Source organism: Rossellomorea aquimaris TF-12 (assembly GCF_001648555.1).
GTDB lineage: Bacteria > Bacillota > Bacilli > Bacillales > Bacillaceae_B > Rossellomorea > Rossellomorea aquimaris.
This window is the reverse complement of record NZ_LQXM01000025.1, coordinates 79,504-105,963: the sequence shown is the minus strand read 5'-3', so window position 1 is coordinate 105,963 and position 26,460 is coordinate 79,504. Positions and strand designations below refer to the sequence as shown.

General features: G+C 39.7%; 30 protein-coding genes. 29 read left to right on the top strand and 1 reads right to left on the bottom strand.

The features are described from left to right. The first annotated feature begins 71 nt into the window (after nucleotides 1-71). From prfA to spoIID, 26 genes are all read left to right on the top strand, one after another. Nucleotides 72-1,145 carry a peptide chain release factor 1 gene (gene prfA / locus IQI_RS07075; protein WP_064091947.1) on the top strand — a complete coding sequence of 358 codons (1,074 nt, stop codon included), beginning with the start codon at nucleotides 72-74 and terminating at the stop codon, nucleotides 1,143-1,145. Continuing rightward, entirely contained in the window at nucleotides 1,145-2,011 is an 867-nt protein-coding gene (gene prmC, locus IQI_RS07070) for a peptide chain release factor N(5)-glutamine methyltransferase (RefSeq protein WP_064091946.1), read from the top strand. Before prfA ends, prmC begins: the two co-directional genes overlap by 1 nt. Before the next feature lie 235 nt (nucleotides 2,012-2,246). After that, on the top strand, nucleotides 2,247-2,984 hold the full coding sequence (spoIIR, locus tag IQI_RS07065; RefSeq protein WP_064091945.1) for a stage II sporulation protein R: 738 nt from the start codon (nucleotides 2,247-2,249) through the stop codon (nucleotides 2,982-2,984). A 122-nt stretch (nucleotides 2,985-3,106) separates the two neighbouring features. Then, nucleotides 3,107-3,547, top strand: a complete 441-nt coding sequence (locus IQI_RS07060; protein ID WP_064091944.1) for a GNAT family N-acetyltransferase — start codon at nucleotides 3,107-3,109, stop codon at nucleotides 3,545-3,547. A gap of 332 nt (nucleotides 3,548-3,879) precedes the next feature. Beyond that, nucleotides 3,880-4,920 (top strand): L-threonylcarbamoyladenylate synthase, encoded by a 1,041-nt coding sequence (locus IQI_RS07055; RefSeq protein ID WP_064091943.1) that lies wholly within the window; start codon nucleotides 3,880-3,882, stop codon nucleotides 4,918-4,920. A 122-nt stretch (nucleotides 4,921-5,042) separates the two neighbouring features. Continuing rightward, complete coding sequence (locus IQI_RS07050; protein WP_408007166.1) at nucleotides 5,043-5,588, top strand: manganese efflux pump MntP; 546 nt, start codon at nucleotides 5,043-5,045, stop codon at nucleotides 5,586-5,588. Between the two features lie 149 nt (nucleotides 5,589-5,737). Then, nucleotides 5,738-6,187 carry a low molecular weight protein arginine phosphatase gene (locus IQI_RS07045; RefSeq protein WP_064091941.1) on the top strand — a complete coding sequence of 150 codons (450 nt, stop codon included), beginning with the start codon at nucleotides 5,738-5,740 and terminating at the stop codon, nucleotides 6,185-6,187. A 25-nt stretch (nucleotides 6,188-6,212) separates the two neighbouring features. After that, nucleotides 6,213-7,502 (top strand): methyl-accepting chemotaxis protein, encoded by a 1,290-nt coding sequence (locus tag IQI_RS07040; protein ID WP_064091940.1) that lies wholly within the window; start codon nucleotides 6,213-6,215, stop codon nucleotides 7,500-7,502. A 117-nt stretch (nucleotides 7,503-7,619) separates the two neighbouring features. Next, a complete protein-coding gene (gene rpiB / locus IQI_RS07035; protein ID WP_064091939.1) occupies nucleotides 7,620-8,063 on the top strand; it encodes a ribose 5-phosphate isomerase B in 444 nt (147 codons plus the stop codon). A 12-nt stretch (nucleotides 8,064-8,075) separates the two neighbouring features. Further along, entirely contained in the window at nucleotides 8,076-8,618 is a 543-nt protein-coding gene (locus tag IQI_RS07030) for a TIGR01440 family protein (protein WP_064091938.1), read from the top strand. 532 nt (nucleotides 8,619-9,150) lie between these two features. Next, nucleotides 9,151-10,392, top strand: a complete 1,242-nt coding sequence (locus tag IQI_RS07025; protein ID WP_064091937.1) for a serine hydroxymethyltransferase — start codon at nucleotides 9,151-9,153, stop codon at nucleotides 10,390-10,392. A 270-nt stretch (nucleotides 10,393-10,662) separates the two neighbouring features. Beyond that, the gene (upp, locus tag IQI_RS07020) at nucleotides 10,663-11,292 is read left to right on the top strand and encodes a uracil phosphoribosyltransferase (protein ID WP_064091936.1); all 630 of its coding nucleotides are present in this window, start codon (nucleotides 10,663-10,665) and stop codon (nucleotides 11,290-11,292) included. A gap of 573 nt (nucleotides 11,293-11,865) precedes the next feature. Further along, entirely contained in the window at nucleotides 11,866-12,087 is a 222-nt protein-coding gene (locus tag IQI_RS07015; RefSeq protein ID WP_064091935.1) for an AtpZ/AtpI family protein, read from the top strand. Between the two features lie 6 nt (nucleotides 12,088-12,093). Then, complete coding sequence (locus IQI_RS07010; protein WP_064091934.1) at nucleotides 12,094-12,468, top strand: ATP synthase subunit I; 375 nt, start codon at nucleotides 12,094-12,096, stop codon at nucleotides 12,466-12,468. A gap of 22 nt (nucleotides 12,469-12,490) precedes the next feature. Then, nucleotides 12,491-13,204 (top strand): F0F1 ATP synthase subunit A, encoded by a 714-nt coding sequence (gene atpB / locus IQI_RS07005; protein WP_064091933.1) that lies wholly within the window; start codon nucleotides 12,491-12,493, stop codon nucleotides 13,202-13,204. Between the two features lie 77 nt (nucleotides 13,205-13,281). After that, nucleotides 13,282-13,494, top strand: a complete 213-nt coding sequence (gene atpE / locus IQI_RS07000; RefSeq protein ID WP_032086923.1) for a F0F1 ATP synthase subunit C — start codon at nucleotides 13,282-13,284, stop codon at nucleotides 13,492-13,494. Nucleotides 13,495-13,645: 151 nt separating this feature from the next. Next, nucleotides 13,646-14,170, top strand: a complete 525-nt coding sequence (gene atpF / locus IQI_RS06995) for a F0F1 ATP synthase subunit B (protein ID WP_064091932.1) — start codon at nucleotides 13,646-13,648, stop codon at nucleotides 14,168-14,170. Then, the gene (locus IQI_RS06990) at nucleotides 14,167-14,703 is read left to right on the top strand and encodes a F0F1 ATP synthase subunit delta (RefSeq protein ID WP_064091931.1); all 537 of its coding nucleotides are present in this window, start codon (nucleotides 14,167-14,169) and stop codon (nucleotides 14,701-14,703) included. The genes atpF and IQI_RS06990 overlap by 4 nt, the downstream gene beginning before the upstream one ends. Nucleotides 14,704-14,730: 27 nt before the next feature. Next, nucleotides 14,731-16,239: a F0F1 ATP synthase subunit alpha gene (atpA, locus tag IQI_RS06985; RefSeq protein WP_064091930.1), complete on the top strand. Its 1,509-nt coding sequence runs from the start codon at nucleotides 14,731-14,733 to the stop codon at nucleotides 16,237-16,239. 108 nt (nucleotides 16,240-16,347) lie between these two features. Then, nucleotides 16,348-17,205, top strand: a complete 858-nt coding sequence (locus IQI_RS06980; RefSeq protein ID WP_064091929.1) for a F0F1 ATP synthase subunit gamma — start codon at nucleotides 16,348-16,350, stop codon at nucleotides 17,203-17,205. A 71-nt stretch (nucleotides 17,206-17,276) separates the two neighbouring features. Then, nucleotides 17,277-18,680: a F0F1 ATP synthase subunit beta gene (gene atpD / locus IQI_RS06975; protein ID WP_064091928.1), complete on the top strand. Its 1,404-nt coding sequence runs from the start codon at nucleotides 17,277-17,279 to the stop codon at nucleotides 18,678-18,680. Between the two features lie 22 nt (nucleotides 18,681-18,702). Then, nucleotides 18,703-19,107 (top strand): F0F1 ATP synthase subunit epsilon, encoded by a 405-nt coding sequence (locus tag IQI_RS06970; RefSeq protein ID WP_064091927.1) that lies wholly within the window; start codon nucleotides 18,703-18,705, stop codon nucleotides 19,105-19,107. Nucleotides 19,108-20,041: 934 nt separating this feature from the next. After that, nucleotides 20,042-20,278 carry a DUF1146 family protein gene (locus IQI_RS06965; protein ID WP_064091926.1) on the top strand — a complete coding sequence of 79 codons (237 nt, stop codon included), beginning with the start codon at nucleotides 20,042-20,044 and terminating at the stop codon, nucleotides 20,276-20,278. 283 nt (nucleotides 20,279-20,561) lie between these two features. Continuing rightward, nucleotides 20,562-21,311, top strand: a complete 750-nt coding sequence (locus IQI_RS06960; protein ID WP_064091925.1) for a YwmB family TATA-box binding protein — start codon at nucleotides 20,562-20,564, stop codon at nucleotides 21,309-21,311. A 31-nt stretch (nucleotides 21,312-21,342) separates the two neighbouring features. Beyond that, complete coding sequence (murA, locus tag IQI_RS06955; RefSeq protein ID WP_064091924.1) at nucleotides 21,343-22,653, top strand: UDP-N-acetylglucosamine 1-carboxyvinyltransferase; 1,311 nt, start codon at nucleotides 21,343-21,345, stop codon at nucleotides 22,651-22,653. Nucleotides 22,654-23,058: 405 nt separating this feature from the next. Continuing rightward, nucleotides 23,059-24,072 (top strand): stage II sporulation protein D, encoded by a 1,014-nt coding sequence (spoIID, locus tag IQI_RS06950; RefSeq protein ID WP_064091923.1) that lies wholly within the window; start codon nucleotides 23,059-23,061, stop codon nucleotides 24,070-24,072. A gap of 46 nt (nucleotides 24,073-24,118) precedes the next feature. On the opposite strand, the gene IQI_RS06945 is transcribed toward spoIID, so the two are convergent. Then, nucleotides 24,119-24,565 (bottom strand): VanZ family protein, encoded by a 447-nt coding sequence (locus IQI_RS06945; protein ID WP_082892617.1) that lies wholly within the window; start codon nucleotides 24,563-24,565, stop codon nucleotides 24,119-24,121. 206 nt (nucleotides 24,566-24,771) lie between these two features. Between IQI_RS06945 and IQI_RS06940 the strand changes: the two genes are divergently transcribed. The 3 genes from IQI_RS06940 to IQI_RS06930 all read left to right on the top strand — a co-directional run bounded on the left by IQI_RS06940 (nucleotide 24,772) and on the right by IQI_RS06930 (nucleotide 26,432). Then, nucleotides 24,772-25,626, top strand: coding sequence for a M23 family metallopeptidase (locus IQI_RS06940; RefSeq protein ID WP_064091922.1), 855 nt, complete (start codon nucleotides 24,772-24,774; stop codon nucleotides 25,624-25,626). Between the two features lie 296 nt (nucleotides 25,627-25,922). Then, nucleotides 25,923-26,105, top strand: a complete 183-nt coding sequence (locus IQI_RS06935) for a hypothetical protein (protein ID WP_064091921.1) — start codon at nucleotides 25,923-25,925, stop codon at nucleotides 26,103-26,105. Between the two features lie 24 nt (nucleotides 26,106-26,129). Further along, a complete protein-coding gene (locus IQI_RS06930) occupies nucleotides 26,130-26,432 on the top strand; it encodes a DUF4212 domain-containing protein (RefSeq protein WP_064091920.1) in 303 nt (100 codons plus the stop codon). Nucleotides 26,433-26,460 lie beyond the last annotated feature (28 nt).

The following is a 26,460-nucleotide window of genomic DNA, read 5'->3' as shown; positions in this document are numbered from 1 at the left end:
ATGGTTCTTGTGTTTACATACTTCATATAATATAATTAGACTGTTATGGATTAAAATTGAGGTGAATAGCTGTGTACGATCGTTTACAAGCAGTGGAAGATCGCTATGACAAGTTAAACGAACTGTTAAGTGATCCAGAAATTGTGAATGACCCAAAAAAGCTAAGAGATTATTCGAAAGAGCAATCAGATATTCAAGCTACGGTAGAAGCGTATCGAGAATATAAAGACATTAATCAGCAGTTTAAAGATGCGAAAGCGATGCTAGATGACAAGCTAGATGCTGAGATGCGTGAAATGGTGAAAGAAGAAGTATCTGAGCTCGAAGAACAAATCGAAGCGCTAGAAGATCGTTTAAAAATATTATTAATCCCTAAGGACCCTAATGATGATAAGAACGTAATCATGGAGGTTCGTGGTGCAGCAGGTGGAGATGAAGCGGCACTGTTTGCGGGAGATTTATACCGTATGTACAGTCGTTACGCAGAAACCCAAGGCTGGAAAATTGAAGTCATGGAAGCAAACACTACTGGTGTAGGTGGTTATAAAGAAATTATCTTTATGATTAACGGAAATGGCGCGTTTTCCAAAATGAAATACGAAAACGGTGCACACCGTGTGCAACGTGTTCCTGAAACAGAATCTGGTGGACGTATTCATACGTCAACAGCAACGGTTGCCTGTCTTCCAGAAGCAGAAGAGGTTGAAGTGGATATTCATGATAAAGATATTCGCGTTGATACCTTTGCTTCAAGTGGACCAGGAGGACAAAGTGTTAACACCACGATGTCTGCCGTTCGCTTAACACACATGCCAACAGGTGTAGTGGTTTCGTGTCAGGACGAAAAATCACAAATTAAAAACAAAGAGAAGGCAATGAAAGTATTGCGTGCTCGAGTATATGATAAGTTCCAAAGAGAAGTTCAAGCTGAATATGATGCGAATCGTAAATCAGCTGTTGGAACAGGTGACCGTTCTGAGCGTATTCGTACGTACAATTTCCCACAAAATCGTGTAACGGATCACCGCATAGGCTTAACGATTCAAAAGCTTGACCAAATTCTTGAAGGTAAAATGGATGAAGTCATTGATGCACTTATAATCGAAGATCAATCCAAGCTTCTGGAAAGATTGGAAGAGTCTTAATGCCAACTATATTTGAAGCCCTAAAATGGGCTTCTTCTTTTTTAGGCGAAAGAGGCCGTGATGAAAATGTGGGTGAAATATACTTACGGCATATCTTGAAGAAAGAGCGCTCGCAGCTATTGGCAGATCAGCGGAGGTCCGTCCCTCAAGAGAAGTGGGAGGAATTTCAGGCTGGGATTCAGGAGCATGCGGATGGTGTGCCAATTCAGCATATTATTGGTTTTGAGGAGTTTTATGGTCGACGGTTTGTGGTGAGTGAGGATGTGTTGATTCCACGACCTGAAACGGAAGAGCTTATCTATTACGGGTTGGAAAAAATGAAGATGTTTTCAGAGGAAGCTTCTTCATTAAAGGCTGCGGATATTGGAACGGGTAGTGGTGCCATCGCTATTACATTGAAGCTAGAGGCGGCTCAAAGATATGGAGTAAACATGATGGCAGTAGATATTTCAGATAAAGCCTTAGCTGTGGCGAAAGAAAATAGTGAGCGTTTAGATGCAGAGATTTCTTTTTATGAAGGGGATTTATTGCAGCCCTTGATAAAAGAAGGTGTGAAGCTGGATATTTTATTATCCAATCCACCTTATATTCCCTTAACAGATCGTGAAACATTATCAGATGTCGTAATTGAGCATGAGCCGGAGCTTGCCTTATTTGGCGGTAAGGATGGTTATGACTTATATAAAAGACTAATGACTGAGCTTCCTCAAGTAATGAAGGATCGTTTCTTAATCGGCTTTGAAGTAGGTGTAGGTCAAGGAGAGACCGTTGCTGAGATGCTAAGAAATACATTCCCAGAGGCTGAAGTGGAAGTTGTTCATGATATCAATGGAAAAGATCGAATGGTGTTTTGTGTGAAAAGATAGAACTGAGAAACTCCTAATGTTAATTAGGGGTTTTTTTGTGACTCAAAGATTGTTGTTTTCTAGTAAACAGATGATTGGAGTGAAAGCAATACGTACTCTCTCTGCAATCAACTTAAGAGCGGAATAACCGTATCCATTTTCACTTATCTCTAACCACCAAAAAAATGTTATTTTACTAGTTTAAGATTTCCCCCTTTTGACTAGACTATTTTACTGAGGGGAAGGTGGAGAGATAATGAAAACAAAAAACGTGGTTGTATTGTATATTTTGATTCTTTCACTTGGAACGATTTTAAGTTTATATATACCAAAGCAAGAAATGGTGGCACAAGAAACAATGGTAATTCCAGAGGAAGCCATTCGTTTACGAATTCTAGCTAATAGCGATATTGAGAAAGATCAAGCAGTCAAAAGACTTGTCCGTGATGAAGTTAATAAAGAGATAGCCATTTGGGTTGGAGACTTAACCTCCCATGAAGAAGCAAAGAATGTCATACAGGTAGGATTACCAAAGCTGCAAAAAATTGCCGAGAGAGTGGTTGAAGAAGAAGGCTTAAATCAATCGGTTCAAATCGAGTTTGGAACCGTTCAGTTTCCCACAAAATTATATGGGCAGTATTTATACCCTGCAGGAGAATATGAAGCCGTATTGATCACGTTAGGAAAAGGAGAAGGAGCCAACTGGTGGTGTGTATTATACCCTCCTCTATGTTTCCTTGATTTCTCTACTGGCAATGCAGTTAGAAGCCCTGGATTTGAAACGAAGGTTGAAGCAAGCGGGAATGAAGTGACAGAGGTTGATGATGATGCAGAAACGAAACAGAACGTAAGCAAATTGAACAATCTAATGGGAACCTCTTCAACTGTAACGAATAAGGTGGAAAAGGCAACCGTGTTTGTAGAAGAAGGCGATGAGGAGGAAGTGGAGGTACGTTTTCTCATAGTAGATTTAGTGAAGGGCTGGTTCAATTAGGCTTCATCAATTTGATGGGGCTTTTTTTGTGTGTCACTCTCTCTTTCTAGCATTTTTAGTTCTATTCTCTGCTCTCATTCATAAAGTATCAGTAGAGGATGATAGAAAAGGGAGGACAAACCATGTTAAAGGTGATTCGCCAAGCAACATATGAAGACATTAATGAGATCGTAGCTTTTTTACTGAAGGCAGGATTAAGTACAGAAGGAATAAAAGATAGCATTGATTGCTTTTTAGTAGTGGAAGATTCTCATAAAAATGTTATAGGGACTCTAGGAATTGAAGTTCAGGACAAAACGGGTCTTCTCCGCTCACTCGTTGTTACCTCTTCATTTGATAGTGAAGAATTATTTGCTCTCTTCCAAGAAATTTTAAAGCTGGCAAAAGAAAAGGAGCTTAGTCGACTTTATTTAATTTCAAATCGTAAAGCGTCACTAACATTCTTTGATCTTCTTGGTTTTCAACAGGAACATAATGCTTCTGTGGATGAATTAAACAGCTTTGTTCATGCCAAAAAGTTATCCACTGTGGATAACTGTATCATCATGAAGCTTGATATCTAAAGTGAAAGTTCGACAAAAATCGATTACTATAGAAAATAAATAAACGTAAGACTGAATCATTTATATTGAAAATTGATTCAGTTTTTTTGTTTGAAATTCGACAATATTCTCTTATTCCCTAAATGTTGTTGTTTTCAGAATTATTCACATTCATCCACAGGTTTATCCACAGCGGTATTTAAATTATTCACGTTTTGTGGATAGCACTTGAGAATTCGAGAGGTTTCTTTTATACTTTCAAAGAAGTAGAATTGTGGAACACTTAATTATTCAGTGTTTATCCACACTTTGTGAATAGTTTGATGTTTGAATGAAGAAGGTGAATGACAGAAATGATAAAACGTTGGATTGTGGAAAATGATGTGGATAGTAAAGAAAGTTATCCACAAATTGTGGATGCAGCGACCATTCTTCAACAAGATGAAGTGATTGCATTCCCAACCGAAACGGTTTATGGCTTAGGTGCGAATGCAAAATCAGATAGAGCTGTTGAAAAAATCTTTGAAGCTAAGGGTAGACCATCTGATAATCCACTTATTGTCCACATATCAAATAAGACTCAATTAGAAGAGCTCGTAGCAGATATTCCATCGGCAGCGGCTAAATTAATAGAGGCCTATTGGCCAGGGCCATTAACGCTTATTTTTAAAAATAAAGCAGGGGTCTTTTCCAGCAAAGTAACGGCAGGTTTAGATACCGTAGCCATTCGCATGCCTGATCACCCAGTGGCTCTGGCGATTATAGAAGCATCAGGACTTCCAATAGCGGCCCCTAGTGCAAACCGATCGGGTAAACCAAGTCCTACAACGGCTCAGCACGTAATCGATGACCTGGAAGGTAGAATTGCTGGAGTAGTCGATGGTGGAGAGACGGGAGTTGGAGTAGAATCGACGGTATTGGATTGTACTGGCGAAATTCCTGTAATCCTGCGTCCTGGTGGTGTAACCAAAGAACAAATTGAGGAAGTTGTAGGTAAGGTTGCGGTAGATCCATCTTTAAAAGAAGGAAAAGGAGCTCCGAAGTCACCTGGTATGAAATATACTCATTATGCTCCTGATGCACCTGTTTATTTAGTGGACGGCAGCAGAGAGTATATTCAACAATTAGTAGATGAAAAACGGGCAGAAGGGATGAAGGTCGGTGTATTGACGACTAAAGAATATCTTGCATACTTCAATGCGGATACGATTCTTTCAGTAGGTGAGAGAAGGGACCTTCATACGGTTGCACACCACCTATACGATACGTTACGAGCTTTTAACGGAAGTGATGTGGATATCATTTTCTCTGAAATGTTCCCTGAAAAAGGCGTTGGATTAGCAATTATGAACCGCCTTCAAAAGGCAGCAGGTTACCGTGTAATTAAACCTTAATTTTCGCTCCTATGGTTTCCATAGGAGCTTTTTATTTGCTCGTTTTCTGATTCTATTTTCCTCTGGACATGCATAAGTTTGTCTTGAAGGCACGTCCAGAGGAGGAAGAAAAATTGACGACTATGCTTGGAGAATTGATAACCCTGATGTTAATGGCATTTGCTCTTGGAATGGATGCCTTTTCAATTGGAATCGGTATGGGGATGTTCCAGCTCAGGCTAAAGCAAATTTTATACATAGGCTTAACGGTGGGGATTTTTCATGTGTGGATGCCTTTGTTAGGAATGGTCACAGGGAAATTTTTATCACAAACATTCGGTTCCTTTGCAGCATATGCAGGGGGAATTCTCCTCATTGTCCTTGGAGTACAAATGTTTATGTCGAGCTTTAAAGAAGATGAAAACACCCTCATTTCTCCCGTAGGATTCGGACTTCTCCTTTTTGCCTTGAGCGTAAGCCTGGATAGCTTTTCAGTGGGACTAACATTAGGAATCTTCGGTGCTAGAACAGCTGTGGCCATTGTTTGCTTCGGGATGGCTGCAACGATTCTAACATGGACGGGTCTATTAATCGGTCGAAAGTTTCAAGGGGTATTAGGTGCATATAGTGAGGCATTAGGTGGGAGTATTTTGTTTGCATTTGGGATTAAGCTGCTGCTTCCATTGTAAATCGTTTTGATTGAATAAAGAGAAGGTCCGTCCCTCACGATTGGTGGTGGGGCGTTTTTGTTGTGGTATTTTTTCTTTATGTATTCTTTGTGAATGAGCTATGGGTGGGATGGAAAATAATTTATAATAGGTGATAAGGAGGATGACTTATGAATATCTTGTTTGTTTGTACGGGAAATACGTGCAGAAGTCCTATGGCGGAAGCGGTTTTAAAGCATAGAGGAAATGAGGATTTTGAAGTGAAGTCTGCGGGTGTTTTTGCCATGGATGGAACAGATGCTTCATTTCAGGCTAAAGAAGTTCTAAAAGAGAACGATATAATACATAGACATCAATCTAAATTGTTAACGAAGGAAGATTTGGACTGGGCTTCTTATATTTTTACGATGACCTCCAATCATAAACGTGCCATTGTTGATCAGTATCCTTCTGTGGCGGATAAAATTTTCACTTTAAAGGAATACGTACTTACTGATCCAGGCAACTTGGACGTATCAGATCCCTTTGGAGGAAGCGTCGACATCTATAGACATACTTACAGAGAACTGAATGAGTTGATTGAGGAATTAATCATAAAGCTAGAAAAAGAAAAAGATTGACTTAGATGGGGAGAGAGAAAAAAGGATGGGGAAAGTGAAAGGTTACAAATCAGGTCTTAGAAAGAAATTAGTATTTTTTATCACAATTCTTGCCGTGGTAACATATTCAACCAGTGCATTTTTCATTTATTTTATTAAGCCAAATTTCGCACCGAATGTAAGTGAATTTGCCTTTACGAGCATGACGCTAGGAATGGGTGTATTCTGGTCAGGAGTACTTGCCTTTTTTGCCGCTAGGTTTATCGTCAAACCACTTCAACGATTAGAGCAGGCTGCGTTAAAAGCAGCAGAAGGGGATATTGCCGTAGAAGTAGAGGTTCCGAAATCTGATGACGAGATACGTTCGTTGGCGTTAGCATTTAATCGTATGCTTCATAACCTTCGTGATATGGTGTCGAGTATCGATGAGAACTTCAATAAGACAAACTCAAATGTAATTGATTTATCTAAGGCGTCGCAAATGGCTTCTATTCAAGCCGATTCGATTTCAAAAACAATCAGTGAAATCTCAGCAGGTGCCGAAAGCTCTGCCATGTCTATTCAGACAACAGCTGAGTCCGTTGAAGACGTCATTCGCATCGCTCAGGAAGTGCAGAATCATTCCAAGTCATCTGAGCAAATATCGACGAATATGGTGACAGAGCTTCAAGGAAGTAAAGAAGTCATTCACTCCCTTGTATCGGGAATTAGTCGTTTGGCAAAAGGAAACGAAGACTCCTTAGAAGCGGTTCGTCGCTTAGAAGATAATGCGAAAAAAGTAGAACAAATTATTCAACTCGTTGGAGATATAGCGAATCAAACGAACTTACTAGCATTAAATGCTTCCATTGAAGCAGCACGTGCAGGAGAGCACGGAAAAGGATTTGCAGTCGTTGCCGAGGAAGTACGTAAACTGGCAGATGAAAGTGGAAAGGCCGTTCAGGGAATTTCTGAACTGATCCAAAACATCCAAACCGAAGTAGGAAATGTAGTCGGACAAATCACGTCTCAAGTAGACTCTGCCAACAGTGAAGCGGAAAAAGGTACGAAGACAAATGAAATGATAGAAGTCATGACCCACACCATTCATGAAGTGGCTGACTCTGTTAAAAAAATCTCAACGCTTGTGGATCAACAAATGGATAGTATTCAATTAACTTCCCAACAATCACAAGAAGTAGCAGCCATAGCAGAAGAAACCTCAGCAGGTGCTGAAGAAGTATCAGAATCCACAAAAGAGCAAGCAGAAGTAATGGAAAACGTAGAAAAATTGGCGTTAAATCTGAAGGCACAAGCAGAATCGTTAAAGAGTACAATTACTCGTTTCCATTTATAAGAAAAACAGCTAGCATGATTTCTCATGCTAGTTTTTTTATCAAAAACTTTATATATTGAAATGGGTATGTCAAAATAAAACTAACAAACAATAGAAAAAATAGAGGAGTGACGTAGAATGAAAATCGCTATTGCATCAGATCACGGTGGAGTAACTATTCGTGAAGAAATCAAATCATTATTAGAAGAAATCGGGTTGGAGTTTGAGGATTTCGGATGTGAATGTGGAAGCTCTGTAGACTATCCAGACTATGCAGTGCCAGTAGCTGAAAAAGTAGCAAGTGGAGAGTTTGATCGTGGAATTCTCATCTGTGGAACTGGAATTGGAATGAGCATTTCTGCGAACAAAGTAAAAGGCATTCGCTGTGCCCTTGTGCATGACGTTTTCAGTGCAAAAGCCACTCGTCAACACAATGATAGCAACATTCTTGCTATGGGTGAACGTGTCATCGGTCCGGGACTAGCACGTGAAATCGCTAAAACATGGTTAGAAACAGAGTTTGAAGGCGGACGTCACGCCAATCGAATAGGGAAAATTGCCGCTTACGAAGACAAACATTAAGGAGAGGATTTCATGGAAATCGCTCAACTAAAAGAACAACTACAAGAAATCTTACACGATTTTAAGAATAAGGTTCCAATGAAACAGGGACAAGTTTTTGTTGTAGGCTGTTCCACGTCTGAAGTAATGGGAGAACGAATTGGTACAGCGGGAACCATTGAAGTGGCAGAAATGATTTTTTCTGAGCTGAAAACCTTCTCGGATTCCCTTGGAGTCTTCCTTGCCTTTCAATGCTGTGAACATTTGAACCGGGCCATAGTGGTGGAGAGAGAGCTAGTTGAACAGAGAGGTCTGGATGAAGTAACCGTTGTTCCTGTGCGAAAAGCCGGTGGAGCCATGGCGACTCATGCGTACCATTCCTTTTCAAATCCCGCGATGGTCGAACACATCAAAGGAGATGCCGGCATTGATATCGGTGACACCTTCATCGGAATGCACCTAAAACACGTTGCGGTCCCAATCCGAGTATCACAAAAAAGCCTCGGTGAAGCCCACGTCACCCTTGCGAAAACAAGACCAAAGTTAATTGGTGGAGTGCGGGCTGTGTATGAATGAATAAATCTGATATCGGAGGTGCGTCCCTCGTTGCGTTAAAGCGATGAGGGACGCACCTCTTTTTTGGACCCAGGATTGGGGCAAAAACTCCATATTTTTATGAAAAATAGCTGTTTTTCATATTAATTAATAGAGAATACATAGCTAATTAAGCATTAATGGGAGAGTTGTCTGATTCCAAATGGAGATTCCATGCTTTTTGTGAGGGCCGAAGAAATATATCAGCGAAATCTGGAATTTATCGAGCGAAAAAACAAATATATCAGCGAAATTCTCAATTTATCGAGCGAAATTCGAAATATATCAGCGAGCTACCGATTTTTCGACAAACACACACCCCCGAAAAATCAACCAATCTTAACCTTCATCAACAATACAATCCCTCTTCAAGGTCCGTCCCTCTCCAAACACGAACATTCCATTTTGCCTATACGTTTTTATTTCGAGTTTTTATTAATCATGATAGAATGGTAGTGAATGAATCAATGAGGCACCTAGAGAAGTTGGGCCTATGATTAAAAGGGGGATATGTATGAGTAAGATTGCCAAGCAAGATCCGGAAATTTATGCAGCGATTCAAGATGAATTAGAGCGTCAGCGAACGAAAATCGAGTTAATTGCATCTGAAAACTTTGTTAGTGAAGCCGTTATGGAAGCACAAGGCTCCGTTTTAACGAATAAGTATGCAGAGGGGTACCCTGGTCGTCGCTATTATGGTGGCTGTGAGCACGTAGATGTAGCTGAGAATTTAGCTCGCGACCGTGCGAAAGAACTTTTTGGAGCGGAGCATGCGAATGTTCAACCCCATTCAGGAGCACAAGCCAATATGGCAGTCTACTTTACCATTCTAGAACAAGGGGACACAGTTCTTGGAATGAATCTATCTCATGGCGGACATTTAACTCACGGGAGTTCAGTGAACTTCAGTGGAATTCAATATAATTTCGTAGAGTATGGTGTGGATGATGAGAAGCACCTAATCAACTACGAAGATGTAAGACAAAAAGCGTTAGAGCACAAGCCGAAGCTGATTGTAGCAGGAGCAAGTGCGTATCCAAGAAAGATCGATTTTGCTAAATTCCGTGAAATCGCAGACGAAGTGGGCGCATATTTAATGGTAGATATGGCTCACATCGCTGGATTAGTAGCGGCTGGACTTCATCAGAATCCAGTTCCATACGCAGACTTCGTGACAACGACGACTCACAAAACACTACGTGGTCCTCGTGGCGGGATGATTCTGTGTAAAGAAGAGTTTGCGAAGAAAATCGACAAATCTATTTTCCCGGGACTACAGGGTGGACCTCTAATGCATGTTATTTCTGCAAAAGCCGTTGCATTTGGAGAAGCGTTGCAGGATTCTTTTAAAGAGTATGCTCAGAACATTATCGATAATGCTGCGCGCTTAGGAGAAGGATTAGTAAAAGAAGGGATTAATCTAGTATCAGGTGGTTCCGATAATCATCTATTATTAATTGACCTTCGTTCACTGGGTTTAACAGGGAAGATTGCTGAAAAGGTATTAGATGAAATTGGGATTACTGTAAACAAAAATACAATCCCGTTTGATCCGGAAAGTCCTTTCGTAACGAGTGGAGTGCGTATTGGTACTGCAGCTGTAACATCTAGAGGCTTCGGTTTAGAAGACATGGATGAAATTGCCTCTATCATGGCACTGACATTGAAAAACCACGAAAATGAGGCAAAGCTGGAAGAAGCACGCAAGCGTGTTCTCGACTTAACAAGCAAATTCGAATTATATCCTGAAAGATAATGGATTCTAAAAAAACCTCTTTATTAGGGACGGACCTCCCTTTTAAGGAGGTTTTTTAATAGACATTGCTAGAACCAATCCACACTTTAATTAACAGAGTCAATAGAATAATAGAATAGATTAAAGGAAGTTGTTAAAAACATTCTAACGATTTCATTACACATTCCCTATCTTATTGCTCTTAAATAGTCTTTTATGTACAATAGTCAAAGGTGTAAATGATATAGATAAATTATTTTTACATAAAATGAATTTAAAGGAGAGAGTCGAATGGGAAAAGTATATGTATTTGATCATCCATTAATCCAACACAAGCTAACGTTTATACGTGATAAGAACACAGGTACAAAGGAATTTCGCGAGCTGGTAGATGAAGTATCTACACTTATGGCGTTTGAAATTACACGTGAGCTTCCCCTTGAAGAGATTGAAATTGAAACGCCTGTGAGCACAGCGAAGGCGAAAACCCTTACAGGAAAAAAATTAGGGATTGTTCCGATCCTGCGTGCAGGCTTAGGAATGGTTGATGGAATTCTGAAGCTAATCCCTGCGGCTAAGGTTGGCCATGTAGGATTATATCGTGATCCAGAGACTCTAAAACCGATTGAATATTATGTAAAGCTTCCAAGTGATGTTGAAGAGCGTGATTTCATTTTAGTAGATCCAATGCTTGCGACTGGTGGTTCAGCAGTGGAAGCGATTAATTCATTAAAGAAACGTGGCGCAAAAAACATTACTTTCATGTGTTTAGTTGCATGTCCTGAAGGGGTAGATGCTATCAAGGAAGAACATCCAGATGTAGATATCTATATTGCAGCACTTGATGAAAAGCTTAACGAAAAAGGCTACATCGTCCCTGGTTTAGGAGACGCAGGCGATCGACTATATGGAACGAAATAAGTTAAAACAAAACCGGATTTCTATTTAAAGAAATCCGGTTTTGTTTTAATTTCTGTTTCATAGTGGTGATACTGATGGTTGAATGAGCTTCGTTTCTGACTGATTGGAAGTATTTACATTAAATTCATGGGTTACTCCATAACGGAATTTTCTATATAATGAGGGGGGCATAATGATTTAATGTCTATTAAATGGTTGGGCAATTGGTAGAGTTTGAGAGCACAGACGATGAGGTTATTTAGTCCTAATTGTCACAGCTTCTATTGGAGTTGAAGAAGGCGATCAGATAACCCCAAAAAGCAAAAAACGCTTATACTGTGAAGGGCACGTTTAAATATTTTGCGCCTTTTTTTCTAGTAAATGTGTTGAAAATGTGAACAATTTTGAAACGCGTGGATAGGTTGTGAACTTTTTAACTTGATTGCATTGACATAGATAAAGCCCTATTGTATGCTTACAAAGGATGTAAAATGATAGGGTTTTCACAAGTGTATAAGCATGATGAAAACGGTTTTACATCATATGAATAGTGTTTAACTCACCTTCAATTTTTAATGGATGGGAAGGGTTAAAATGGGTCAAAAAAACCAAAGCCCATATAAAGCGATGGCGATTTATTCTGCCATTTTATCACAGCTTGTTGGTTCTATTTTAATAGGAATCTTTCTAGGGAAATGGATTGATCAACAAGTAGATTCAGCACCACTCTTTTTAATCATCGGATTACTCCTGGGGTTAGCAGCAGGAATCTATGCGATGCTTCGTACAGTACGACATTTCTTCTTAGGAGAATAATAAGATATGCCGGAACTTCATCAAATGTTTAATAGACAGCGGAAATACATAGTATACGTGCTTTCTATTTACGTCCTGGGTTGGGGATTCACCGCCCACAAATCAGTATTCTTAGGGTTAATTTTAGGGACAAGTTTAAGTTTCTTTATGCACTGGGGCATGGCAAAGCGAGTCACCAAATTTGGAGACGCCGTCTTAGCAGGAAAAAAAGTGAGATCACTAGGGACCACTTCCAGGATGGCTGCAGCAGCCTTAGGTGTCATAATTGCTACCCGTTTTCCAGAAACATTTCATCTCCTAAGTCTTATTATTGGATTAATGACAACCTATATTGTCATTATGATAGATTATTTTTTTAGCACTTTTAAAACTAATAAATAGCGGGGAAGAGAGGTGAAGTATTTTGAATCATGAAGCACCTTTAGCCGATTTTATGGGTCTGACTTTTAACCTGGCCAACGTAATGATGATCACGGTCGCATCTGCCATTGTGTTTATTATTGCTCTCTTGTCTACACGGCGCTTAGCTCTTAAACCAACTGGAATGCAAAACTTTTTCGAGTGGGTTATGGACTTTGTTAAAGGGATTATTAAAAGTAACATGGACTGGAAAACGGGTGGTCGTTTTCATATTTTAGGTCTCACTATTATCATGTATATCTTTGTATCAAACATGCTGGGGCTTCCATTCTCAGTTGTGTATGATCATGAGCTATGGTGGAAATCACCTACAGCCGATCCGGCAATCACACTGACTCTTGCAGTTATGGTGGTAGCACTATCCCATTATTATGGAATCAGATTGAAAGGGTTCGGTGAATACGGTAAAGACTTTTTCAAGCCTATGTGGTGGTTATTCCCGCTAAAAATCATTGAAGAGTTTGCAAATACTCTTACATTGGGGCTACGTCTTTACGGGAACATCTATGCAGGTGAAATTCTGTTAGCATTAATCGCAGGTTTAGCCGTGAATGGTGGTCCTGGCGGTCTTATTGGAGCAATCGCTCCCATGCTTGCATGGCAAGGGTTCTCAGTATTTATTGGGTCAATCCAAGCATTTATTTTCTGTATGTTAACAATGGTTTATATGGCTCACAAAGTCAGCCACGACCATTAATATATACCTGTTCATTACGGTGGACAAACATATATGTAAAAAATATTTTTCTTATACATTAAAGGAGGAACTTTAGAATGAGTCTTATCGCAGCAGCAATCGCAGTTGGTTTAGCAGCACTAGGAGCAGGTATTGGTAACGGTCTTATCGTAGGTCGTACAGTAGAAGGAATTGCACGTCAACCAGAATTAAGAGGTACTTTACAAACAACAATGTTTATCGGTATCGCATTAGTTGAGGCACTTCCAATCATCGGTGTAGTTATTGCATTCATCGCACTAGGAAGCTAATAGAACTGACGCAATAATGTTAAATGGCGAAGTTCGTCTTGACGATTATCTTCGCCATTCGTATGTACTGAAAGAATTATTCGAGCAAGTATAGATTTGTTCTTTATTAAAAAATAAGATCCAATCGATTCTTGAAGGGAGTGAATCGAGTATGTTAACTAACGCATTCGTTATTGGTGAAACTGCAGGTGGCCACTTTAATAGTGGAGATATCCTTTTCCAACTTGTTATGTTCCTTATCCTAATGGCGCTTCTTAAGAAATTTGCTTGGGGACCGTTAATGGGGATTATGCAACAACGTGAGGATCATATCGCTGGTGAAATCTCAGCAGCAGAAAAGAGCCGCACAGAGGCAAACAACATTTTAGAAGAGCAAAAGCAGCTTCTTAAAGAAGCACGCCAAGAAGCTCAAACAATGATTGAAAACTCTAAGAAACAAGGTTCTGAGCAACGTGAAGAGATTATCGCAACTGCTCGTTTAGAAGCAGAGCGCTTGAAAGAGTCAGCTAAGCGTGAAATCGAAACACAAAAAGAACAAGCTGTTACAGCACTACGCGAACAGGTTGCATCTTTATCAGTACTTATTGCTTCTAAGGTTATCGAGAAAGAACTTTCAGCAGACGACCAACAGAAGTTAATTAACGATTATATTCATGAGGTAGGGGAAGAGCGATGAGCTACTCTACAATTGCAAAGCGTTATGCGTTAGCTCTTTTCGAAATTGCCCAGGAGCATAATCAACTTGAAGCAATTGAAGAAGAGTTACGCGCAGTAAAAGCTGTTTTCTTAGAAAACAAGGAATTAAGTGTTCTTTTTGAAAACCCAAAGCTGACGTTAGATAAGAAGAAAGCGATTATACAAGAAGCATTTTCAACTGCTTCACCATATGTATCAAATACTTTAATGCTTCTTACAGACCGTCATCGCACGGATCAAATTGTTGGTTTAGTGGATGCGTTCATTGAACAAGCAAATGAAGCACACGGTGTTGCAGATGCCACAGTGTACTCTGTACGTCCGTTAAGTGAAGATGAGCAAAAAGCATTATCATCTTCTTTTGCAAAAAAAGTAGGAAAACAATCACTTAGAATTACCAATGTGACAGACGAAAATTTACTTGGCGGCATCAAGGTTCAAATCGGAACCCGTATTTATGATGGAAGCCTGCAAGGTAAATTAACTCGTCTTGAGCGTGAACTAATTCGTTAACTTTCGTATAAATGAGGGGTGAAATTCATGAGCATCAAGGCGGAAGAAATCAGCGCGCTGATAAAAAAGCAAATTGAAAACTATCAGTCTGAGATGAAAGTAAGCGACGTAGGTACAGTTATCCAAATCGGTGACGGTATCGCTCGTGCTCATGGCCTCGACAATGTCATGGCTGGAGAGCTTGTTGAATTTTCTAACGGTGTCATGGGAATGGCACAAAACTTAGAAGAGAACAACGTTGGTATCATCATTCTCGGACCATATACAGGCATTCGTGAAGGCGATGAGGTTCGTCGTACTGGACGTATCATGGAAGTACCAGTAGGACAAGAACTAGTAGGTCGTGTTGTAAACTCACTTGGACAACCAGTTGATGGATTAGGTCCAATTGCTACAACAAAAACACGTCCAATTGAAGGTGGAGCTCCTGGTGTTATGGATCGTAAATCTGTACACGAGCCACTTCAAACAGGTATTAAAGCGATTGACGCTTTAGTTCCAATCGGTCGTGGACAACGTGAATTAATTATCGGAGATCGTCAAACAGGTAAAACATCTGTTGCGATTGACTCAATTTTAAACCAAAAAGACCAAGACATGATATGTATCTATGTTGCAATTGGTCAAAAAGAATCAACTGTACGTAACGCAGTTGAGACATTACGTAAGCACGGTGCTTTAGATTACACAATCGTTGTAACAGCATCAGCTGCTTCACCAGCTCCAATGCTATTCTTAGCACCATATGCTGGTATCACTATGGGTGAAGAGTTCATGCATAACGGCAAGCACGTTCTTGTTGTATATGATGATCTTTCTAAACAGGCTTCGGCTTACCGTGAGCTTTCCCTATTATTACGCCGTCCTCCAGGTCGTGAAGCATTCCCTGGTGACGTATTCTACCTACACTCTCGTTTACTTGAGCGTGCAGCGAAGTTAAGTGATGCTAAAGGTGGAGGTTCCATCACTGCATTACCATTCGTTGAAACACAAGCTGGAGATATCTCAGCTTATATCCCAACAAACGTTATCTCCATCACTGACGGACAGATTTTCTTACAATCTGACTTATTCTTCTCCGGTGTTCGTCCGGCGATCAATGCAGGTTTATCCGTATCACGTGTTGGTGGATCCGCACAAATTAAAGCAATGAAAAAGGTTTCTGGTACTCTTCGTCTTGACTTAGCTGCTTACCGTGAGCTTGAAGCATTTGCTCAATTTGGATCTGATCTTGATAAAGCGACACAAGCGAAACTAAATCGTGGTGCTCGTACAGTAGAAGTACTGAAACAGGATCTTAACAAACCACTTAAAGTTGAAAAACAAGTTATGATCTTCTATTCACTTACAAAAGGTCATTTAGATGATATTCCAGTAGTAGACATTCGTCGTTTCGAAGGTGAATTCCTAAGCTGGTTAGATCACAACCATACTGAACTGTTAGACCATATTCGTACGACTAAAGGTCTTCCTGAAGACGATGCAATGGCAGCAGCTATCAATGAATTCAAGAAGACATTCATTAAGTCTGAATAAGGGATAAAGGTTGTCGGCTAAACGGCAACAACAACCGTAGGGGAATAGCTTGTGCTCTCGTACCAAGCTCCCTTACGTCTGACAATATGTAAAGGGTGGTGAGAACCAGTGGCATCGTTACGCGATATACAAACTCGTATTACTTCTACCAAAAAGACAAGTCAAATCACCAAAGCAATGGAAATGGTTTCGGCTTCTAAATTGAATCGTGCGGAGACGAATGCTAAGTCATTCGTTCCTTACATGAACAAAATTCAAGAAGTGGTGACATCCGTTGCAGCGGGTAGTCAAGGTGTGAGGAATCCGATGCTAGTCTCCCGCCCCGTTAAAAGAACCGGGTATTTGGTCATTACATCAGATCGTGGTTTGGCGGGGGCATATAACAGTAGCGTAATCCGTGCTGTTAGCAATCGAATTAAAGAGCGTCACAGCTCGAATGATGAATTCGCCATTATTGCTCTAGGCCGTGTCGGTGCTGATTTCTTCCGTAAAAAAGGCTATAATGTCTTGGAAACAGTCGTTGGTCTTCCGGATCAACCGAATTTCGCAGACATTAAGGATATCGCAAACAAAGCGGTTGGTATGTTCTCGTCTGAGGCATATGATGAACTGTATATGTTCTACAACCACTATGTAAGTGCAATCCAACAGGATGTTACGGAGAAAAAAGTATTACCGTTAACGGATCTGACTCCTTCAGGGAAGCTTACTTCTTACGAATTTGAGCCTTCTGCAGAGGAGATCCTGGAAGTGTTGCTTCCTCAATACGCTGAAAGCTTGATTTACGGTGCATTATTGGACGGTAAAGCAAGTGAGCATGCTGCTCGTATGACAGCCATGAGAAATGCAACGGATAATGCGAAGGAAATCATTAGTGACCTTACACTATCATTTAACCGTGCACGTCAAGCAGCCATCACTCAGGAAATCACTGAGATTGTTGGTGGGGCAGCGGCACTGGAATAGAACGATAACGGTTTTTATAACCGTTTATACTTTATAAAGTTTTTGTCAAAAGCTAGTTAGGAGGGAAAGAGATGAACAAAGGACACGTTCTTCAAGTAATGGGTCCAGTTGTTGATGTCAAGTTTGCCAGTGGCCAACTTCCTGATATCTACAACTCATTAAAGGTCCAAATTGCAGATAGAGCTGAACTTACATTAGAGGTTGCCCTTCACCTAGGTGATGATTCTGTACGTACGATTGCTATGGCTTCTACGGACGGTTTACAACGTGGAGCTGACGTACTTGATACAGGAGCACCAATCTCTGTACCAGTAGGGGATGTAACTTTAGGTCGTGTATTCAACGTTCTAGGTGAATCAATCGATTTAGATGAGCCTCTAGAAGCAGGTGCCCGTCGCGATCCAATTCACAGACAAGCACCTACTTTTGATCAACTTTCTACAGAAGTTGAGATTCTTGAAACAGGTATCAAAGTAGTAGACTTACTTGCACCATATATCAAGGGTGGTAAGATCGGTCTATTCGGTGGTGCCGGTGTTGGTAAAACCGTATTAATCCAGGAGCTTATTAACAACATCGCCCAAGAGCACGGTGGTATCTCTGTATTCGCCGGTGTTGGAGAGCGTACTCGTGAAGGAAATGACCTTTACCACGAGATGAGTGATTCTGGCGTTATTAAGAAAACAGCGATGGTATTCGGTCAAATGAACGAGCCACCAGGAGCACGTATGCGTGTTGCCCTGACAGGTCTTACAATGGCTGAATATTTCCGTGATGAGCAAGGTCAAGACGTACTTCTGTTCATCGATAACATCTTCCGTTTCACGCAAGCAGGTTCTGAGGTTTCTGCCCTTCTAGGACGTATGCCTTCTGCCGTTGGTTACCAGCCAACACTTGCTACTGAAATGGGTCAATTACAAGAGCGTATCACGTCAACAAACGTAGGTTCTGTAACATCGATCCAAGCGATCTATGTACCTGCCGATGACTACACTGATCCAGCTCCTGCAACAACTTTCGCTCACTTAGATGCAACAACAAATCTTGAGCGTAAGCTTTCAGAAATGGGTATCTACCCTGCGGTAGATCCTTTAGCATCAACTTCTCGTGCTCTTTCTCCTGAGATTGTTGGAGAAGAACACTACAATGTTGCTCGTAACGTTCAACAAACATTACAGCGCTATAAAGAACTTCAAGATATCATCGCGATCCTAGGTATGGATGAGCTTTCTGATGATGATAAGTTAACAGTACACCGCGCACGTCGTGTACAATTCTTCTTATCTCAAAACTTCCACGTTGCAGAACAGTTCACTGGCCAAAAAGGTTCTTACGTTGAAGTGAAGGACACAGTTAAAGGCTTCGTTGATATTCTTGAAGGTAAATACGATCACATTCCTGAAGATGCATTCCGTCTAGTAGGTCCAATTGAGGACGTATTAGCTGCAGCGAAGGAAATGGGCGTAGAGGTATAATTAGGGACCAGGAGGGAAGAAAATGAAGACATTAAAAGTCAATATTGTCACTCCCGATGGCCCAGTGTACGATTCAGAAGTGGAAATGGTGAGCACAAAGGCTCAAAGCGGTGAGCTTGGAATCTTACCTGGACACATTCCGATGGTTGCTCCACTACAAATCGGTGCGGTACGCCTGAAAAAAGGTGGCAACACTGAGCTTGTAGCTGTCAGTGGCGGATTTTTAGAAGTACGTCCTGAACAAGTGACAATTCTAGCACAGTCTGCTGAAACAGCAGAAGCTATCGATGTACAACGAGCTAAAGAAGCAAAAGGCCGCGCAGAAAGTCGCATTCAGGCACAACAGGAAAGCGTCGATTTCCGTCGTGCCGAGCTTGCACTTAAGCGTGCCATGAACAGAATTAACGTTTCCGAACGTAATTTCTAATAAAAAACACCTTTCCAATTGGAAAGGTGTTTTTTGAGTATCTAACACAAGTGTACCGATTGGATATGCCCTATATCGACAAAGCTAGGTTCCCCTTTGGCAGTAATGATTTCTATAATATTATCTTCTACTCTATCAATTTTACCGATAGAATCCTCTCCGATTCCTAAATTAAAGACGGATGGTGAAGATTGACTAGAATTTGGAATGATCCAATCTAAGTGTTGAAGGGGAATCAGCATCGTTTTATACATGGGGGAAAAGAATGTTAAGTAACCATTCATAATACTTGTAATATAACCGTGTATAGACTGGTTGCCGGTTGTGTAGATTTCTAAAAAGCTTCCTATGGATTTTTCTTAAAGCATTTTCATCATCATCTTCAACCAAAGAAATTTCAGTGGCTCAGTAATTTCCACAGGAATCTTTGGCTAACAACTGGATATTTTGAATATAGCTCGTAAAACGTAATCTTTCCCATCAAAAAGCATGAGAACTTCATTTCCAACCCTTATAAAGTAGCCGTTGATTACTTTCCTCCTGCTAACTCTACTCGTATGACTTCACGAATAAATTGAATATAAAATTTTATTCGTCATTTAATACCCCCTTCAAATTAAGTTAACCACTGGACCCAAAGATAAAGAGCAAATAACCCTATAAACAACCCAGTTGGAATGATGAAGATAGTTGTTTTTATATACGTATTCCATGAGATGTTAGGAAAAGGTTTTTAATATAAACATCCACATCATTGTTGCTCTAAATAAGAGAGAAAAAACCCCCAAAAAAAAGAGCCCATTTGAGGGACGGACCTCAAAGGAAATCTCATAACAAAACTCATCTTAAAAATTTTGTAAATTACATATATTGTGAGAGCTTTATGTGGTAAAATGACTAAGTGTGTCGAAAATATTCGATTGGAGGAAGAATAATGGTAGAAAGCTTCGGTCAGCAGGCCCTTATAAGCATGATTGTTCATCTATTTGTTTTTGGGATTACCTTTTGGTCTCTTCAAGCTATTCAGCTTGATAAGCTATTGAAGAAAAATCGAGTAGCTCAAGGAAGACTATTGTATATCTTATTAACAATTGCAATCGGGTCAGCCGTCAGCAAGTTTTTACTAGACTATTACTTATGGTCTCAGCAGCTACCTGTATTCTTTCAGTAAATCGTTAAGTAGTAGTCACGTTTAAGCGAAAAGGAGTAAATATTCTCAATTACATTTACATCTTCCGCTTTTCTGTTAAAAAATAGGACTTCCTACATGTTTTCATCACCGCATGTTTTCAGTAAGATTGATTTTGTGTTTGTACCTTTGTGAAAAAGTTTCATTAAACGATTCACACGAACAGGACATTCAACAATGAAGAGAATTGTAAAAAGATGACGACATTTTGAAAGTATGTTCTCCCCCTAATCGGAAAGACTTTTACTAAGGGGAGGAATGGAAAATGAGACGGTATCTTTACATTTTTTTAATATTTTTTGTTGGATTAGGTTTTCTTCCTGTCTTTAATGGGAACAACACTATCGAAGCCAATCATTTATTAGACATCGAAAAGCTTGATCAGGCTATTGATCAAACACAAGGTCAAGTAACTGAATGGTCTCTATATGCAAGAGAAAATGGAAAAAGCTTCACGAATAAAGGATTTGCCAAATATAGTATGACTATGCAAGAAAAATTTTCTGATTTTAAATGGGTGACAAATAAAAAAGCCGAAGAAATAATCGTTGTGGGAGTTCGTCAGAGTTCTCACGGGGAAGAAACGATTAAGATTCAGCACACCCTTACAAATGACCATGGTGTCTCGTATATTATGTATGAAATACGTGGTGATCAGAAAGCATTGGGAGAAAAAACAAAGCAGTATTTAAAGAAACATTTTATCCCAAATATGGAAATCATTTTCACTAATAAACCTATGATTTTCTCTTGTATAAAAGGCGAATTCAATGATAAGCTTGATAAAGTTTTGTCGAATCAAGCTGTCGATTTGATGTCTAATTTAGATGCTCAAGAATTGGAATCTTTAAAAGAAGATGACTTTTACTCCATTTCAGCATATTCGAAACAAATGTCACGGAATATACCAACAAAAAATCATGAAATGAACATACAACTAGGTCTTCGGAAAAGTGGATTGGGCACCAAGACAACCTTTGTCATTGGCACACCCATCCTAATCATTGAATATTAATATAGAGAAATTGGACGCGGAGGGGAATACCTTGGAAAAAATTATCGTCCGCGGCGGTCAGCGCTTAAGCGGTACTGTTCAAGTTGAAGGAGCAAAAAATGCCGTTTTACCTGTCATCGCTGCTACATTATTAGCAAGTGAAGGAAAAAGTATAATTAAAAACGTACCACCACTCTCCGATGTATATACGATTAATGAAGTATTACGTCATTTAAATACAGATGTTGAGTTTAACTCTGATGAAGTTATCGTGAATGCATCAAGAGAGTTATTTGTAGAAGCACCATTCGAATATGTACGCAAAATGCGTGCATCAGTTCTAGTAATGGGCTCATTATTAGGACGTACTGGTAAAGCTCGTGTAGCTCTACCTGGTGGATGTGCTATTGGATCAAGACCAATCGACCAACACTTAAAAGGCTTTGAAGCAATGGGAGCAAAAGTGAAGGTTGGAAATGGTTTTATCGAAGCAGAAGTTGATGGCAGATTACAAGGTGCCAAAGTATATCTTGACTTCCCAAGTGTAGGAGCGACAGAAAACATTATGATGGCTGCAGCTCTTGCAGAAGGAACAACGATTCTAGAAAACGTAGCAAAAGAACCTGAAATTGTTGATTTAGCGAACTTCCTGAACAAAATGGGAGGAAATGTTGTCGGAGCTGGTACTGGCACGATTCGTATTGAAGGTGTTGACCGTCTTTACGGAGTAGAGCATAGCATAATTCCTGACCGCATCGAAGCAGGAACATTTATGGTGGCAGCTGCTATTACTCAAGGAGATGTTCTTGTAAAGGGAGCAATTCCTGAGCATTTATCTTCATTAGTTGCCAAAATGGAAGAGATGGGTGTAACCATTATTGATGAAGCAGAAGGTCTGCGCGTTATTGGACCGGAAAAGTTGAAATCAGTCGATATCAAAACAATGCCTCATCCTGGTTTCCCAACAGATATGCAATCTCAAATGATGGCCCTGCTTCTTGCAGCTGACGGTACTAGTGTAATCACTGAGACTGTGTTCGAAAACCGTTTCATGCATGCAGAAGAATTCCGTCGCATGGGAGCAGACATTAAAATTGAAGGTCGTTCCGTTATCATGAGTGGACCTACAGCGCTACAAGGAGCAGAAGTAGCTGCAACAGATTTACGTGCAGCAGCGGCCCTATCTATTGCTGGTCTAGTAGCAGACGGCTATACACGCGTAACAGAACTTAAGCACTTAGATCGTGGATATGTGAACTTCCACCAAAAGCTTGCGGGCTTAGGTGCTGACATCGAACGTATTAATGACGTTGAAGAAGCAGATGTAGCAGTTTCTGAACAAAACATGATTAAAGATGCATAAAATAGGTTAGAAAAAAGGGTAAGCTTTTCTTTTAGAGAAGCTTACTTTTTTTGTTTACGGTGTGTTTGTATAGAATTGGAAAACGGATCGATAATTGAAAGTTTTGGATCGATTTCAGTTTGGAATGGATTGATTACTAGGTAAACTGACTCGATTACACCCCAAATCGGATTGATTATGGTGGAAGTCGGCTCGTTTTTTATATAACAGTAAGAGGTTTCTCATCCTTCCTCAATAAAATAGGCTATTTAGAGCGGAAAGTGAGCTTCATGACTCTCAAAAGAAAAACATCCCCCAACTATATAAAATTCTCATAAAAGCTTGTCCACTACCATACATATGTAAATGAGTGGAGAATTGTGCTAGGGCATTCTCCTATTTATTCTTGCATTGGAGGCAGCGAACATGAAGCAATTAAAACCAGTACTGATTATCTTCTCAATTTTCATTAGCATGATTTTTATCGTACCAACACTCCTTGTACTCCCTTTCTCCTCAGACAAAGAAACAGCAAATTTAGATGAAAAGCTAAAGAATCCACCATCTGTTGAAGAATTAGGGGATTCCGTAGAAGTGGCTGTCTACCGATCAAAACAGGATCTAATTGAAAAACTTCCTTTAGAACAGTATGTTGTAGGAGTAGTGGCTGGAGAGATGCCGGCAGATTTTGAAAAAGAAGCATTAAAAGCACAGGCTCTTGCTGCAAGGACGTATATTGTCAATCATCTGCTTATAGATGACGCCAATGTTCCAAAAGGGGCTGATGTAACGGATACGGTTACTCATCAGGTTTATAAAAATCAAAAGGAGCTTGCGAATCTTTGGGGTGCTGATTATGAATGGAAAATCAACAAAATTTCAGAAGCAGTACGAGAAACGATGGGCCAGGTTCTCACTTATAATGGAAAGCCTATTACAGCCGCCTTCTTTTCGACTAGTAATGGATATACGGAAAATTCCGAGGCTTATTGGGAGGCTGAATTACCGTATTTAAGGAGTGTGGAGAGTCCTTGGGATTCAGCGTCTCCTAGATTTGAGGATACCAAGATCATTCCAATTAACGAGTTTCAGCAGAAATTAGGGGTGGCCTTGCCGAATGATGGTTCAGTAGGGACCATCACTTCCCGAACAGAAGGAAAAAGGGTAGCAAATGTAGAGATTAGCGGTAAAGGTTTCACGGGCAGGGAAATAAGAGATAAGCTTGGCTTGAGATCCTCAGATTTTACCTGGTATTTAAAGGATAATCACATTGTCATCTCGACGAAAGGCTCTGGACACGGTGTAGGAATGAGCCAATATGGAGCAAACGGTATGGCGAAAGAGGGGAAAGACTATCAGGAAATTGTTACCCATTATTATAAAGGTGTAGAGATTACAAAGTCCGACAATCTCCTGAAAAAAGTGACGGCACAACGATAAAATAAAAGGATTGATTCTTTAAGGCGTGCTGAAAGCCTTTAAAGAATCAATCCTTTTTTATTCCTTCAAAATAGTGTTCAATACTCTTCATAAACTTTGTTAAGAAGTGATGGGATTTTTTAAAATAGGTGCGATTGACGATCCAAAAGAGAATGGTAACACCAAGTAAATCCTTCGCTGCATCAATCATTGTTGAAGAGCGGTAAGGAACAAAAGATTGATGAATTTCATCGATAAAGCCATAAAATATAGCAATCAATGCTACGGCAAAGTTTAATGTATAACGAAGCATTCCATGTGCTAACAGAGCCAATACAAATAATCCATAGAGAATGGCGAATTCAATGAGATGGAGAGATTCTTTTATAAAACGATCCCAAGTGTCGTTTGGGAAGCGAATGACAGCATCGTCAGGATTGCTGGACATGACCCATATGAGAATCATATAGAGAAAAGGCGCAGCAGTTAAAGCAAATTTAAGCAATATTCTCATAAGCAAGTCCTTTCTTTTTCTTCATTGTACCATGATATAGGAGTATAGAGAGCTATGTAATGCCACATTTGTAGCTTAGTTCAAACTTATTTTTAAAATAATACATAATTTAATTGGTTTTGTCGAAAGATAAGAATTAAAAATTTTTTTAGGAATATGTATATATTTTCAGAATTCTGTTCAGAATGATTGCTGAGGTGATGAAAATGAGAGAGGAAGAAAAGAAACAACCTTCTCAAAACTTTTTGAAAAAACGTTGGGCATACCCAGCAATCTATTTAGCAAGTGCAGCAATCATTATCACGGGGATTCTGTGGTACCAAGCAGGAAATGATGTGTCGGAAAAAGCCAAGGATTACAGCTATGATGGAATTCCTACAGACAACGAGTTTAATGAGCCGGCAGAAGAAGTTAATCGTACATTAGAAAACTTTGTGATGCCAGTTCAAAATCCAGAAGATACAGTAATCGAAAAAGAATTCTACGATTCTGAAGCTTCTGCTGAGCAACAGGAAGCAGCTTTAGTGGTGTATGGAAATATGTATTATCCAAACCAGGGAATCGACATCTCCATGGATGGGAAAGAGTTTGATGTTCTAGCAGCTATGAGTGGAACGGTTACAAAGGTTCAAGAGGATTCACTTTTAGGTAACACAGTTGAAATCGAGCACAGCAAAGGAATTGTCACTCGTTATCAATCAGTCAAAGACTTTGATGTAGCAGTTGGAGATATCGTCGATCAAGGACAAGTTATCGCAAAAGCTGGAAAGAGCCTGTTTAACGAAGATGCTGGCGTTCACGTACACTTTGAAATTCGCAAGGAAAATGTAGCTGTTAATCCACTGGATTACTTCCACAAATCCCTTGCTACTCTTCAAGAAGTAAATGTAGAAGAGAAAAATGTTTCAGGTGATCAGCCAGAAGCCGAACCAGCAGAAGAAAATGCAGTAGAAGATGATACTTCTGAAAAAGACGCGACTGAAGGCAAACAAGAAGAGGCAGAAAAAAAGCCGAAGCAAGAAGACGCTGATCAGAAGGAAGACGCAAAGGATAATGAGTAATCAATAAATAAAAACTGGCTAGCGGGAGTTTCCCGTCTAGTCAGTTTTTTTGCTTTCAGAATTTAATACAAATATTTCCTTAAAATTCGACAAGAAGGTTACTACATTGGAAAAACATTTCCAATAATGAAATCTAATAAGTTCTTTAAAAATCACTATCGTAAGAAAATACTTTTAAAAAATTGAAATTGAATTTGTCGTAAAGTATGTATTGACCAAGCTTTTCTCTATAAAGATAATGATGTCATGAATAAAATGTTCAGAATATTCAATATTAATTAGTTGGAGGTGAAAGATTGGGTTACTTCATCTTGTTTTTACTCATAACAGTAGCTTGTATCGTCTTCGCAATAAAAAAGAAAAGAGCGTTGTTCTTAACCGTTCCATTTTTGTCTTTATTTGTTTACTTTATTTTTCAAATCGCCATAGTACCTGCGCCATTTTTTGAGACAGTTAAATTTATTTTTAGTCTAAAATAAACAGATTGAAAAGGGGTTACATAAATGAAGAAAATTGAAAGAGCTGTAGCCGATCGATATTTCAAAGAAAAAAACCGCTATATGGCCCTGTATTTAGTCATTTGGCTCGTTTCATCCTTTGGAGTGGTCTTATTTGCAGAGAGCTTTTCAAAGATGACCATCAATGGCTTTCCGTTCCATTATTTTATGGGAGCACAAGGTAGTATCGTTATCTTTATTCTTCTGCTTTTTATCAATGCGAAGGTCAGTGACGGTATTGATAAGAAATATGGAATTGATGAAAAGAAAAATGAACAAGTAAGCTACGGGAAAACGTTAGATCACTAAAGAGAAAGTATAGTAGAGGGGGAAACGA